We start from the raw sequence: 14,236 nt of genomic DNA on the forward strand, positions 1-14,236 counted from the left end.
TATATTAATTGAAACGTGGAGGTGCAATACTATGATGTTTGGCAGATTTACGGAACGTGCACAAAAGGTGCTTGCATTGGCTCAGGAAGAAGCGGTACGTCTGGGTCACAACAATATCGGCACAGAACATATCCTGCTTGGACTTATTCGTGAAGGAGACGGCATTGCAGCCAAAGCGCTGATCGGACTTGGACTGGGTCTGGAGAAAATCCAGGACGAAGTGGAGACTTTAATCGGACGCGGACAGGAGCAGCCAACTAACATTGCTTATACGCCTAGAGCGAAAAAAGTAATTGAGCTCTCCATGGACGAAGCCCGAAAGCTCGGTCACACGTATGTGGGTACGGAGCACATTTTACTGGGACTGATTCGTGAGGGTGAAGGGGTTGCAGCACGCGTGCTAAACAACCTGGGCATCAGCCTGAACAAAGCCCGTCAGCAGGTTCTGCAGCTTCTTGGCAGCAGCGAGGCGGTATCCAGCCATCACGGTACGCCGCAGAACGTGAGCACGCCTACGCTGGACAGTCTTGCTCGTGACCTGACCGCCATTGCCAAAGAAGGCAACCTCGATCCGGTCATTGGCCGCAGCAAGGAAATTGAGCGCGTCATCCAGGTGCTGAGCCGTCGTACGAAGAACAACCCCGTATTGATTGGTGAGCCTGGAGTAGGTAAAACAGCCATTGCCGAAGGTTTAGCACAGCGCATCATTAACAATGAGATTCCGGAGACGCTGCGCGATAAGCGCGTTATGACGCTCGATATGGGTTCTGTTGTAGCGGGTACGAAATACCGCGGCGAGTTTGAGGATCGTCTGAAGAAAATCATGGATGAGATTCGCCAAGCCGGCAACATCGTTCTGTTCATTGATGAGCTGCATACCCTGATTGGTGCGGGCGGAGCAGAAGGAGCGATTGACGCTTCCAACATCCTTAAGCCTTCATTGGCACGCGGTGAGCTTCAGTGCATCGGGGCAACCACGCTGGACGAATACCGTAAATACATTGAAAAAGATGCTGCCCTTGAGCGCCGGTTCCAGCCGATTACGGTTGATCAACCATCGCCTGAGGAAGCCATTCAGATTCTGTATGGACTGCGTGACCGTTACGAAGCGCATCACCGTGTGAAGATTACGGATGAAGCGATAGAGCAGGCTGTGAAATTGTCCGACCGCTATATCACCGACCGTTTCCTGCCGGATAAAGCAATTGATCTGATCGATGAGGCCGGTTCGAAAGTTCGCCTTCATACGTATACTATACCGCCAAATCTGAAGGATCAGGAAGCACATCTGGAGGATATCCGCAAAGAGAAGGACGCAGCAGTCCAAAGCCAGGAATTCGAGAAAGCAGCCGCGCTGCGCGATACGGAGCAAAAGCTGCGTGAAGAACTCGAAATCACGAAGAACCAATGGAAAGAGAAGCAAGGCCGTACCGATTCCGAAGTGACTCCAGAGGATATCGCCGATGTGGTGGCCAACTGGACCGGTATTCCTGTGAATAAACTGAAGGAAGAAGAGACCGAGCGTCTTCTGAATCTGGAAGAAATCCTGCACAGCCGTGTCATCGGCCAAGAGGAAGCTGTAAAAGCAGTCAGCCGTGCGGTTCGCCGGGCACGTGCAGGACTGAAAGATCCGAAGCGCCCAATGGGCTCCTTCATCTTCCTCGGTCCTACCGGGGTAGGTAAAACCGAGCTGGCACGCGCGCTTGCAGAAGCGATGTTCGGTGATGAGAATGCGGTCGTGCGGATCGATATGTCCGAGTATATGGAGAAACACTCCACGTCACGTCTCGTCGGGGCGCCTCCGGGATATGTCGGCTATGAAGAGGGCGGCCAGTTGACCGAGAAGGTTCGCCGCAAGCCGTATTCCGTTGTTCTTCTCGACGAAATTGAGAAGGCGCATCCTGAGGTATTTAACATTCTGCTTCAGGTACTGGAAGATGGTCGTCTGACTGATTCGAAAGGCCGTGTGGTGGACTTCCGGAACACGCTGATCATCCTGACGTCCAACGTGGGTGCAGAAGCGATTAAGAAGAACTCGACGCTGGGCTTTACCGCTGTGAGTGATTCAGGCCGCGATTATAACAACATGAAGGGCAAAGTGATGGATGAGCTCAAGAAGAGCTTCCGTCCAGAATTCCTGAACCGGATCGATGAGATCATTGTGTTCCACTCTCTGGAAGAGAAACACATTGCCGAAATCGTGACATTGATGTCCGATGAGCTGCGCAAGCGTCTGCTTGAGTTCGAGGTTCAATTCGAGCTTACAGACAAAGCGAAGACCTTCATTGCGAAGGAAGGCTACGATCCTGCCTTCGGTGCCCGTCCATTACGCCGGGCTATCCAGAAGCATATCGAGGATCGTCTCTCCGAAGAGCTGCTGAGAGGCAACATTACCAAAGGTGATTCGCTCATCATTGATGAGGCGAACGGCGAACTGGTTGTGAACAAGAACGAGAGCGTTACGGCCGCATCGGCTGAAACGGAATAAGTTGGAACAACAACACCCCGCTGGAGTTAAAATCCAGCGGGGATTTTGTTTTTAATGTTGGGGTTGTTTTATATCGGCGGCAATAAGACATATCGCGAAGGAAGCTGGCCTCGTGTATCAACCCAGCGTAGAGAACGGAATCGTTCTGTAGAAGCGACAGCGATCGTAAGAACGATCCGGCAGCGAAGAGGACATGTATGGTTTACATGTACTTATGTTTGTTATTAAATTGCAGCAAAAAATAACGCTGATTCTCCTTCAACCCTTCAAATTTGAAACAAATCCATCTCAAGCCGCGTAAAGTTTCTGATTAGCCTTTACGTTGAATTATAAGAAATGGTAAACTTTGAGTAATGCCTGATTTTGCAGGGTTTTACGGAATCCGACAAAAGATGTGCGACATAAAGGAGACTCACATGGCAAAAACTAAGACGAAATTTTTCTGTACCGAATGCGGCTATGAAGCGCCCAAATGGTTCGGAAAATGTCCGGGCTGCCAATCATGGAATTCCATGGTAGAAGAGACCGAGACGGTAATCAAGACGCAGGGGATGAATTCCCCTCTTTTTCATAGTAAAGAAAAACCCCTTTCGATCATAAATATAGAAAGCGGCAAAGAACCCAGAATCCAGACGGGCATTGCAGAATTGAACCGTGTGCTGGGCGGCGGGCTTGTCCCAGGCTCGCTCGTGTTGGTTGGCGGCGATCCCGGCATCGGCAAATCCACGCTGCTTCTGCAAGCCTCCAACCGATTGGCTCAGAACGGCGTCCGCGTTCTGTATATTTCCGGTGAAGAATCGGTACGTCAGACGAAGCTGCGCGCTGACCGGCTCGGTGCATTGTCTCCAGAGCTGTTTGTCCTCTGCGAAACCAATCTGGAATCGATTGAGGAGGCCATTGAGAGCGTACAGCCCGGTTTTGTTGTCATCGATTCCATTCAAACCGTGTATTTGCCGGAGGTAACAAGCGCGCCGGGTAGCGTCTCCCAAGTTCGAGAGTGCACCGCCCGCTTTATGCGGCTGGCTAAGGTGAAGGGCATCGCTACGGTTCTTGTTGGTCATGTGACCAAGGAAGGAGCCATTGCAGGTCCTAGGATGCTGGAGCACATGGTGGACTGTGTGCTTTATTTTGAAGGAGAGCGTCACCATACTTACCGTTTGCTTCGTGCGGTGAAAAATCGTTTCGGTTCGACGAATGAAATTGGCATATTTGAGATGGGTGAGGATGGGCTGCGCGAAGTCGGCAATCCATCGGAACTATTTTTATCTGAACGACCATTAGGCGTAGCCGGTTCGACAGTTGTTGCAAGCATGGAGGGAACCCGGCCGGTTCTTGTCGAACTGCAGGCACTCATTTCTACGACCCATTTTCCATCACCACGTCGAATGGGCACCGGTGTGGATCATCACCGAATGAATTTAATCATTGCTGTGCTTGAAAAAAGGATGGGCATGTTCCTGCAAACACAGGATGCCTACCTGAATGTCGCCGGTGGCGTTAAGCTCGATGAACCTGCGGTGGACTTGGCAATAGCGGTCAGCATTGCATCCAGCTTCCGTGATATTCCGACCAAGCCGTATGATGTCATTTTTGGCGAGGTTGGCCTGACCGGCGAAGTTCGTGCCGTTTCAAGAGCGGAACAAAGGGTAAGAGAAGCGGAGAAGCTGGGTTTCAAGCGCGTACTCATGCCTGAGAAAAGTTTGAAGGGATGGAAGCATCCCAAAGGAATACAAATCATAGGAGTAAACACTGTTGCAGATGCATTAGCGGTTGCGTTAGATTAGGGGGCATACGAAGGTGAAAGAAACGAGCCAACTGGACAAAATGAATGATTTGCTGAAGCTGGTAGCACCGGGAACGCCGTTTCGCGACGGGCTGGAGAACGTGCTTCGGGCAAAGACGGGCGCCCTGATCGTTGTGGGTTACAGCCCGGAAGTAATGGAAGTTGTCGACGGCGGCTTCTCCATAAACTGCGATTTTTCGCCAAACTATTTATACGAGCTGGCCAAGATGGATGGCGCCATCATCTTAAGCGAAGACCTGAAACGGATTTTGTATGCCAATACCCAGCTTATCCCTGATTCCTCGATCTCTTCCATCGAGACAGGGATACGGCACAGAACGGCAGAGCGGGTAGCGAAACAGACGGGTAAGCTGGTGGTGTCCATTTCCCAGCGCCGTAACATTATTACGCTGTACCAAGGATCTTTGAGGTATGCGCTGAAGGAAATCGGCGTAATATTAACCAAAGCCAATCAAGCGATACAGACATTGGAGCGATACAGAGTGGTGCTTAATCAATCGCTCACGAACCTCTCTGCCTCCGAATTTGAAGAGCTGGTGACCATTCCGGAAGTTGTTAATGTCATCCAGCGCGTGGAGATGGTGCTTCGCATCAAGAAGGAAATCAAGCGTTATATTAACGAGCTCGGCAACGAAGGGCGTTTGATTAGCATGCAGATGGATGAGCTTGTGAGCAATATGGAGGAAGAGGCTTGGCTGCTATATGCAGACTACGCCCGGGAGTACAGCGAGGAGAAAATCCGCGAGATCATACTGGCGCTCAAGCGTTCGACGGATGAGGAGCTGCTGGACATTCACCATATTGTGAGGCTTCTGGGATACCCGGCTTCTGCCGCTGCTTCCGAAGAAGAGATCCTGCCGCGCGGTTACCGCATTTTGAACAAAATCCCACGCCTTCCGAACGTGATCATTCGCAATTTGGTGGATCAGTTCCATGACTTATCCAGCATTATGTCGGCATCGATTCACGAGCTTGATGAAGTGGACGGGATTGGTGAAGTACGTGCACGCACCATAAAAGAGGGCTTGAAAAGATTGCAGGAACAAGTATTCATTGACAGACAAATCTAAAAGCCCTACAATCGATGTTCGAACGTACAATTAACGAGGTGAATATAAAAATGACGAAATCAATTCCGAACATGTTTACTTTAGGTAATCTGTTTCTCGGAATGATTGGTATCATCTTGGCGACAGAAGGTCGAACGAGTATGGCCGCCATTATGATTATCATTGCCATGCTCCTTGACGGACTGGACGGTCGGGTAGCTCGAGCATTGAATGCCCAGAGTGAATTCGGTAAAGAACTTGACTCATTATCAGATGTAATTTCCTTTGGCGTAGCTCCAGCACTTATCATGTATACCGTAGCGTTTACGGATATTAATACAGCTCTGGCTTGGACAGTAACCGCGATATTTCCGATGTGCGGCGCATTACGGCTTGCACGGTTCAACGTTCGTCCAGGAATACCGGGATATTTTATCGGCCTGCCAATCCCCGCAGCGGGAGGCGTGCTTGCAACACTGGCTTTATTCCATGAAGAGATTACAGCTCCTTATATGATATTTGCCATTTTACTTCTTTCCTATCTCATGGTTAGCGCAGTCAAGTACCCGAACTTCAAGAAGATTGGCATTCCGAAAACAGCAATTAAATTTACACCCTTTGTTATCGTAGGTGCAGTCATGGTTGCCGTGTTCTTTCCGGAACAAACCTCCATGCTCATATTCGTACCCTTGGTACTATATGCAGGGTATGGTTTGCAGCAGAATTTCCGCAGATTGACTCGCAAAAACCGACGACGCAAGAAGGATGACCACAAATCGGATGAGGCTTATCAGTCCTCTGACCGATAAGTAGCATAACTCATTGGCTGACATAAACTCAAAATAAAAAGCATTTATTTCCCTGCTTAGGCAGCGAGATAAATGCTTTTTTTTGTATCCATGTATGACCTTGCCGCCATAACCGTTTGGAATGCCAACGGCTTTACGACAGGTTAAACAGACCCAATGTGGAACATTTCTGAGACTCCTTAACAACAACCTCATCCAGCTGGATGTCCAGAAGATTCGCAAGGGCAGACATATAAAATATGTTGCGGCCAAGCTCGGAGCTCACCGCTTCACGGCAGTTCTCGCACAGATGACCTTCGACGTGGGTGCCTGCCAATTCCCGGGCCGATTCGAGATCAGAGCCGATATCGAAGCTTTGCTTCGTGGCATGAAGCTCGATGCATCCGCACTCTGTGATGGCTTTGGTGACGGCACGGTTGACAGAAGCATTGCTTTGACCATTTTTAGACAGAACATCCAAGAGACTGCGGTGACGGAGCAACAATTCGGAAACTTGATCCTGAAAAGCCTGTAGACTGGGAGCACTCATTTATACATCCACCTCGATATTATGAATTGAGTTCATTATATTCCACTACTTCAGCCGATTTCAACCAATTTCAGGTGCCCGAAGGCAGTCAATTCCAATTGTGAGGTTGGTGTTAGCATACATCAAAGCCTGACGGGGGTAGGCTGGACCGTACAACAGGTGAGGTGAAAACTCCATCAATAAAAATATTAAACGAGGCACTTTCAGGGAAGTTAGATCGCATACAGCGGAAGTTTTTCTTAAAAAAAGATGACCTGGCACGATTACGACTTTATAAATTGGACCATACTGGAAAATAGAAGCAACGATATTCAGGTATAAAAAGGAGGTGTGCGGAAGCTCATGTTAAAAAAAGCTATTTTAGCATTTACGGTATTATGCGGTGCGTGGGGCGGGTATACGTTATATCATACAATGGAACGGTCTTTTCCAGGGCTCTCGCCTATTTTTGGACAAGGAATACTGGCAGCGGGAAGCGGAGCCTTCGCGGTGCTTGGTGGATTATTGTTTGGCATGATCGGTGTTCTTTCGGCTGATCGGGTATCGAGATGGCTGCACAGCCTGATCTCCTCGTTCTCCCGGATTCCGATGAATGAACTGGCCGCTGGAACGGCTGGATTGCTGGGCGGCTTACTGTTGTCCCTATTGCTCTCACCCGGGTTGTCCCTGCTAGGAGAAGCTGGGCAGCTGCTGCAGGTCGGGATTACACTGCTCGGCGGGTACATCGGACTGCGGATTGGACTGGAGAAGAAGGATGAACTGGCTTCCTTATGGATGTCGGGCAAGTGGAGCCAAGCCCCTGAGCCGGAAGGAAGACGCGTTGAGGAGCACAAGATATTGGATACAAGTGTCATCATCGACGGGAGAATCGCAGATATATGCAAAACCGGATTTATCGAAGGGACCATTGTGATTCCTGAGTTTGTTCTGGAGGAGCTTCAGCATATTGCGGATTCCTCGGACCTTCTTAAACGCAACCGCGGCCGGCGTGGACTTGATATTTTGAACAAAATCCAGAAAGAGCTGGATGTAAAGGTGCTCATTTATGAAGGCGACTTTGAGGAGATATCCGAAGTCGACAGCAAGCTGGTTAAGCTCGCCAAGGTGCTTCAGGGCAAAGTAGTCACGAATGATTTCAACTTGAATAAGGTTTGTGAGCTGCAGGGCGTGTCGGTGCTGAACATAAATGATTTGGCCAATGCAGTCAAGCCGGTGGTTCTGCCCGGGGAGGAAATTCTGGTCCAGATTATCAAGGACGGCAAGGAGCATGGTCAAGGCGTTGCTTATTTGGATGATGGCACGATGATCGTTGTGGAAGGCGGACGTGAGTATATCGGCACAATGATGGAAGTGCTTGTCACTAGTGTACTGCAAACCTCAGCGGGCCGGATGATCTTCGCTAAACCGAAACTGTTGGAAAAAGCCCAGTAAACGGGGTATGATGGGGATATACATATCCGTTCTCCGTCAGTCTGACGTGAAGGGTGAAGACAGGAGTTTTGTGCATGTTGAACGACTTCGGCGCCGTTATTGTGGCGGCGGGTAAGGGAACGAGAATGGGAACCCGGGAGAGCAAGCAATACCTGGCACTGGGTGGAAAGCCCATCATCGTTCATACACTGGAAGTATTCAGCCGGATACCCTGGCTGCAGGAGATCGTGCTTGTTACGGGACCGGAGGATGTTTCGCGCTGCCAATCCTGGGTTCATGAGTACGGACTGGACAAGGTGTCCGCTGTAATTCCTGGCGGTAGCGAGAGGCAGCAATCGGTATACCAAGGTATCAAGCAAATCTCGTCAGAGTGGGTAATGATACATGACGGCGTCAGGCCGTTTGTAACACTAGAGGAAATTGAATCCTGCCGCGATGCGGCAATCCGTGAAGGCGCCTCGGTACTTGGGGTGCCTGTGAAGGATACGATTAAGCAGGTGAACGGTCAGGGGCTGATAACAGGTACCCCGGACCGTCAAAGTCTGTGGGCCGTCCAGACCCCACAGGCTTTTCGTCTTTCCGACCTGCTGTCAGCCCATGAGGCTGCAGCCAAGGAAGAGTTTACAGGGACCGACGACGCCATGCTGATGGAGCGTGCAGGACATTCGGTCATCGTGGTAGAGGGGAAATACAGCAATATCAAGATCACCACACCGGAGGATCTGGAGTATGCGGCTTTTTTACAGAAACGCAAGGGAGAGGACAAGGAATGATTCGAGTAGGACAGGGGTTTGACGTGCATCAACTGGTGGAAGGAAGACCGTGTATTATCGGGGGGGTCACCATTCCTTATGAGAAAGGGCTGCTGGGACACTCCGACGCAGACGTACTGCTGCATGCGGTGACGGACGCGATTTTGGGAGCGCTTGGGCTTGGCGACATTGGGCGCCATTTTCCCGATAATGATCCGGCTTTTAAAGACGCGGACAGCCTGAAGCTTTTGGAGCAGGTATGGGCCATGGCCAAAGAGCGCGGTTATACGCTGGGAAATATCGATTCCACGATTATTGCCCAGAAGCCGAAGATGGCACCTTACATCCCACAAATGGCGGAAGTGATCGCCAAAGCGCTGGATGCTGAGGTGGATCAGGTAAATGTGAAGGCCACCACAACCGAGCAGCTCGGGTTTACCGGCAGGGGTGAGGGAATCGCGGCACAATCGGTTGTCTGCCTTGTGAAAGGTATGCTATCCTCTTAAAGGACGCGTTCAAATCAGAGCAGATATGGAACGAATGCCTGAAGGAAATCTTTGAAGAAATAGGGAAGCGGAGGGGTTACAATGACCGGAGAAGTCCGCGTGCGTTATGCACCGAGTCCAACGGGACATTTACATATCGGCAATGCCAGAACGGCATTATTCAATTATTTATTCGCCCGCAAGAATAACGGGAAATTTATTATTCGCATCGAGGATACAGACGTAAAGCGCAACGTAGAAGGCGGAGAGCAAAGCCAGTTGAAATATTTGAAGTGGCTGGGCATGGATTGGGATGAAAGCGTGGATGTCGGAGGCGAGTATGGGCCGTATCGCCAAACCGAACGTCTTGATATTTATAAGGAATATTGGCAGGACCTTTTGGATCGTGGGCTAGCTTACCGCTGCTACTGCACAGAGGAAGAACTTGAGCAGGAGCGGGAAGAGCAGATGGCTCGTGGGGAGACGCCTCGTTACTCTGGGAAACACCGGGATTTGACGGAAGAGCAGCGTCAGGCGCTTGAGGCTGCAGGGCGTGTAGCAAGCATTCGTTTTCGCGTTCCAGAGGAACGTATCTACACCTTCGATGATATGGTGAAGGGTACGATTTCTTTTAACAGCAAAGAGACGGGCGACTTCGTCATTGTCAAAAAGGATGGTATTCCTACCTACAATTTCGCGGTAGCACTCGATGATCACCTGATGAAGATCAGTCACGTGCTCCGCGGAGAGGATCATATCTCCAACACGCCGCGTCAGTTGATGATCTATGAAGCCTTCGGCTGGGAGCCGCCGCAATTCGGGCATATGACCCTGATTGTGGGCGACGATCACAAGAAGCTGAGCAAGCGTAACGAATCGATCATTCAATTCATTGAGCAGTATGATCAGCTCGGTTATTTACCTGAAGCACTGTTTAACTTCATCTCGCTGCTCGGCTGGTCTCCGGAAGGGGAAGAGGAAGTATACTCGCAAGAGCAGTTGATCTCGATCTTTGATGAGCATCGGTTGTCCAAGAGCCCTGCGGTATTCGACACCAACAAGCTGGCTCATATGAACAACACCTACATCAAGAATGCGGATCCTGATCGGATTGCTGATTTGGCCATTCCGCATCTGCAGAAAGCGAGCCGCTTGCCGTTCGAGCTTAACTCCGAGCAGGAGGAATGGGCACGCGCGCTCGTGGCGCTGTATCAGGAGCAGATGAACGCGGCCTCAGACATCGTGGATCTGTCGGAAGTGTTCTTCCGGACGCATCTGGAGCTCGATGCAGAGGGCATCGAAGTGATGGGCGGCGAGCAGGTGCCTGCCGTATTGTCCGCATTCCTTGCGAAGATCGAGCAATCCGATGAGTTTAACGCTGCGAAGATTGCTGCTCTGATTAAGGAAGTACAGAAGAAGACGGGATTTAAGGGCAAGCAGCTCTTCATGCCGATCCGCGTTGCTCTGACTGGACAAACCCATGGCCGCGATCTGAACCAGACGATCTGGCTTCTTGGCAAGGATCGTGTGCTTGACCGGCTGCGCTCCCAAATCAAGGGCGCATAACCCAGGGTACGGCATTCTTGATAAACGTTCCTTGTCAGCCTGTATCTCATCAGTTATAATTACACCAAACTATAAGTGAAATATTCTTTGATCTAGGGTTTTATTAAATGGGGCATTTACTCATACAGGGAAGTAGCGGAGAGGACGGAATCGTGTTGTAGAAGCGAAGCGTTCGCCTTTGTTTTCGGATTACAACTATGTAGATTTACGTTCAGGAAATCTGAAAACAACAGCGATCGGAAGCACGATCCGTCAGCGCAGCGTCACTAGTGAGCAACGCGGTCATTTATGAAGCATTGATCAACAAAGATAAACGTATAAAAGCTACGATCAGGAGAAGTACGCGTAAAACAGGCACGTTCCAGAGAGGACAATCGGCAGAAGACAAGGACCACTTGAATCTGCCGGCTGAGAGTTGTCCCGTTGCCTGCAGCGGAAATGCACCTGTGAGCTGCATGGTTGAAGCGAACACAATCGTTAGATCATGCCGGTCGTCTGCCGTTAATGACATGAAGTGAATCGGTAGAATCCGTCCCTTACGAAGGGAGGATGCTTGTGCCGGTTCTAAGCAGAGTGGAACCGCGGTCTAGCGCCTCTGCAGCGATAAGCTGCAGGGGCGTTTTTTATTTTCAGGAATAACGATGGAGAGCAAGTAGCATGCGCGATTGGAAGAGGGGAAAGAGGGAGCGTTCATGTTTAAACAGATGAAATCGGATATTCGGACAGTGTTCGAGAATGACCCGGCTGCCCGGGGACTTTTTGAAGTGGTATTCACCTACTCGGGACTTCACGCCTTGTGGTCTCATCGGGTAGCTCATGCATTATTCAAGCGGCGATGGTATACGCTGGCCCGGATCATATCTCAGATCAGCCGGTTCATGACAGGGATCGAGATTCACCCGGGAGCCCGCATCGGGAATAGACTGTTTATAGACCATGGCATGGGGGTTGTCATTGGAGAGACCTGCGAGATCGGGGATGACGTGGTGATCTATCAAGGGGTTACCCTTGGCGGCACCGGGAAGGAAAAGGGCAAGCGTCATCCGACCATCGGCAACAATGTGGTCATCGGATCAGGAGCGAAAGTGCTAGGTTCCTTTACGATTGGAGATAACTGTAATATTGGTTCCAATGCAGTCGTATTACGACCGGTTCCGCCGAACAGCACCGTTGTGGGCAATCCGGGTAAAGTCGTGAAGCAGAATGGTGAGCGTGTGCGTGACCGGCTCGATCACACCAATCTTCCGGATCCGATTGTGGATACACTGCGTTCGATGCAGATGGAGATCGATCAGCTTCGGGCGGAATTGAATGAGGGCAAACAGAATAACAACAAAACCAGGGTCTCCGAGGCCGTAATCTCGTCGGTCAAAGAGGAATGAGTTTTTTTGGAATAAGCAGCAATGTACGTGAAGGAACAATAAGTGATGGAATGAAAGGACTGGGATGATACAATATGGCACTGCAAATCTATAACACGCTAACCCGTATGAAAGAAACGTTTGTCGCTCAGGAATCTGGGAAGGTCAAGATCTATGTGTGTGGTCCTACCGTGTACGATTATATCCATATTGGGAATGCGCGCCCGATGATTTTTTTCGACGTGGTTCGCGCTTACTTCGAGAATCAGGGCAATGACGTGAGTTATGTGGTGAACTTTACGGACGTAGATGACAAAATGATCCGCAAAGCCGAACAGACCGGCACCACCGTTCCGGAGGTAGCGGATAAGTTTATCCAGGCGTATTACGAGGATTTGGACGGTCTTGGCATACCGAGAGCCACGTTAAATCCGCGGGTAACGGACAATATGGAGAATATAATCGAATTTATCCAGGAGCTTGTGGATCGCGATTTTGCGTATGAGAACGGGGGAGACGTATTCTATCGCACTCGCAAGTTTGATGATTACGGCAAGTTGTCCCAGCAAAATCTGGATGAGCTGCAGTTCGGTATTCGGATTGAGGTCGATAAGCGGAAAGAAAACCCCGAGGATTTTGTTCTATGGAAAGCAGCCAAGCCGGGAGAAATCTACTGGAGCAGCCCATGGGGAGACGGTCGTCCAGGCTGGCATATTGAGTGCTCGGCGATGGCACGCCGTTATCTTGGGGATACGCTGGATATTCATGGCGGTGGGCAGGATTTGCAGTTCCCGCATCATGAATGCGAAGTTGCGCAGTCCGAGGCATTGACGGGTAAACCGCTCGCGAACTATTGGATGCATAATGGATATATCCGTATCAATAACGAAAAAATGTCGAAGTCGCTGGGTAATGGCGTATTGGTTAAGGAGCTTCGCGAACAATATACGAAGGAAGCTGTGCGTTATTTCATGCTGTCTACCCATTACCGAAACCCGCTGAATTATAGCGATGAAGTGATGGACCAGGCACAGAACAGCGTAGAGCGTCTGGCTAATGCGGCAGCTAATATTGAACATCGCTTGAGCACGGCCATCGGTTCCAAAGACGACGAAGTGAGCCAGGAGGTTGCGGGTAAAATATCTGCGGTTCTTGGCGAATTTCATCAAAAAATGCAAGATGATTTCAATACGCCGGATGCAATCACAGCGATGTTCCAGTGGGCTAGCGAGGCGAATCAGCTGCTGAAGGAAGCTTCGATTCCTGCAGCCGACCTACATGAAGTGCTGCGTGCTTTCAACGAAATGAACGGCGTTCTTCGCATTGTCAATACCGGTACGGGCGATTTGCTGGACGAGGAGATTGAAGCCTTGATTGCTGAACGTATTGAAGCCCGGAAGAATAAAAACTGGGCGAGAGCCGATGAAATTCGCGACAAGCTGGCGGACGAAGGCATCGTGCTAGAAGATACGGCGCAAGGCATGCGCTGGCGGCGTAAATGAGCGGGGCCGAGTTTCATGACTCCGCAGCCGGTTGGTTTGACTTTCCGCCGTCGAAGCCGGCACGTCTGATTCCGCCGATCGTGCTTGCCTACATCGGAGATGCCATTTACGAGGTGGCTGTGCGGCAGTTCTTGATATCGAAGGCGAATCTTCGGCCTCATCACCTGCACCGCACAGCGACAGGATTCGTGTCGGCGAAAGCTCAGAGCCGGATATTGGCATTTCTTGATCCGGAGCTGACGGAGGAGGAGCGCGATGTGGTCCGGCAGGGACGCAATGCCAAATCGGGCAGCATACCGAAAAATGCCGATGTGCTGGAATATCGGCATGCAACGGCATTTGAGACGCTTGTTGGGTATTTATATTATACGGGAGAGCAAGACCGTCTGCGTGAGCTCATTGGAAAGAGCATAGAGTTTATCGAGGGGTCTGCTAAATAGATCGAAAGACATCAAATACC

12 protein-coding genes are annotated in these 14,236 nt (G+C 50.4%); 11 read left to right on the forward strand and 1 reads right to left on the reverse strand.

What is annotated here, in order from left to right; genetic code table 11:
* Positions 1-31 precede the first annotated feature (31 nt).
* The 4 genes from clpC (at position 32) to pssA (ending at position 6,150) form a co-directional block, all read left to right on the forward strand.
* Positions 32-2,488: an ATP-dependent protease ATP-binding subunit ClpC gene (clpC, locus tag WDY75_RS03250; protein ID WP_006212956.1), complete on the forward strand. Its 2,457-nt coding sequence runs from the start codon at positions 32-34 to the stop codon at positions 2,486-2,488.
* A gap of 416 nt (positions 2,489-2,904) precedes the next feature.
* Positions 2,905-4,272 (forward strand): DNA repair protein RadA, encoded by a 1,368-nt coding sequence (gene radA, locus WDY75_RS03255; RefSeq protein ID WP_006212955.1) that lies wholly within the window; start codon positions 2,905-2,907, stop codon positions 4,270-4,272.
* A gap of 13 nt (positions 4,273-4,285) precedes the next feature.
* Positions 4,286-5,362 carry a DNA integrity scanning diadenylate cyclase DisA gene (disA, locus tag WDY75_RS03260; protein WP_006212954.1) on the forward strand — a complete coding sequence of 359 codons (1,077 nt, stop codon included), beginning with the start codon at positions 4,286-4,288 and terminating at the stop codon, positions 5,360-5,362.
* Between the two features lie 50 nt (positions 5,363-5,412).
* The gene (pssA, locus tag WDY75_RS03265; RefSeq protein WP_006212953.1) at positions 5,413-6,150 is read left to right on the forward strand and encodes a CDP-diacylglycerol--serine O-phosphatidyltransferase; all 738 of its coding nucleotides are present in this window, start codon (positions 5,413-5,415) and stop codon (positions 6,148-6,150) included.
* Between the two features lie 133 nt (positions 6,151-6,283).
* Here pssA and WDY75_RS03270 read toward each other — a convergent pair whose 3' ends face one another.
* Positions 6,284-6,679 (reverse strand): hypothetical protein, encoded by a 396-nt coding sequence (locus tag WDY75_RS03270; RefSeq protein ID WP_036638413.1) that lies wholly within the window; start codon positions 6,677-6,679, stop codon positions 6,284-6,286.
* 342 nt (positions 6,680-7,021) lie between these two features.
* Here WDY75_RS03270 and WDY75_RS03275 point away from each other — a divergent pair, with 342 nt between their 5' ends.
* The 7 genes from WDY75_RS03275 (at position 7,022) to WDY75_RS03305 (ending at position 14,216) form a co-directional block, all read left to right on the forward strand.
* Entirely contained in the window at positions 7,022-8,110 is a 1,089-nt protein-coding gene (locus WDY75_RS03275) for a PIN/TRAM domain-containing protein (RefSeq protein ID WP_006212951.1), read from the forward strand.
* A gap of 74 nt (positions 8,111-8,184) precedes the next feature.
* A complete protein-coding gene (gene ispD / locus WDY75_RS03280; protein WP_036638416.1) occupies positions 8,185-8,883 on the forward strand; it encodes a 2-C-methyl-D-erythritol 4-phosphate cytidylyltransferase in 699 nt (232 codons plus the stop codon).
* On the forward strand, positions 8,880-9,368 hold the full coding sequence (gene ispF, locus WDY75_RS03285; RefSeq protein WP_006212949.1) for a 2-C-methyl-D-erythritol 2,4-cyclodiphosphate synthase: 489 nt from the start codon (positions 8,880-8,882) through the stop codon (positions 9,366-9,368). The genes ispD and ispF overlap by 4 nt, the downstream gene beginning before the upstream one ends.
* An 81-nt stretch (positions 9,369-9,449) precedes the next feature.
* Positions 9,450-10,913 (forward strand): glutamate--tRNA ligase, encoded by a 1,464-nt coding sequence (gene gltX / locus WDY75_RS03290; protein WP_063477865.1) that lies wholly within the window; start codon positions 9,450-9,452, stop codon positions 10,911-10,913.
* Between the two features lie 692 nt (positions 10,914-11,605).
* Positions 11,606-12,295 (forward strand): serine O-acetyltransferase, encoded by a 690-nt coding sequence (gene cysE / locus WDY75_RS03295; protein ID WP_036638418.1) that lies wholly within the window; start codon positions 11,606-11,608, stop codon positions 12,293-12,295.
* Positions 12,296-12,369: 74 nt separating this feature from the next.
* Entirely contained in the window at positions 12,370-13,776 is a 1,407-nt protein-coding gene (cysS, locus tag WDY75_RS03300; protein ID WP_006212946.1) for a cysteine--tRNA ligase, read from the forward strand.
* The gene (locus WDY75_RS03305) at positions 13,773-14,216 is read left to right on the forward strand and encodes a Mini-ribonuclease 3 (protein WP_063477864.1); all 444 of its coding nucleotides are present in this window, start codon (positions 13,773-13,775) and stop codon (positions 14,214-14,216) included. Before cysS ends, WDY75_RS03305 begins: the two co-directional genes overlap by 4 nt.
* Positions 14,217-14,236 lie beyond the last annotated feature (20 nt).

The organism is Paenibacillus glucanolyticus, from assembly GCF_037333485.1.
Classification (GTDB): domain Bacteria; phylum Bacillota; class Bacilli; order Paenibacillales; family Paenibacillaceae; genus Paenibacillus_AQ; species Paenibacillus_AQ glucanolyticus.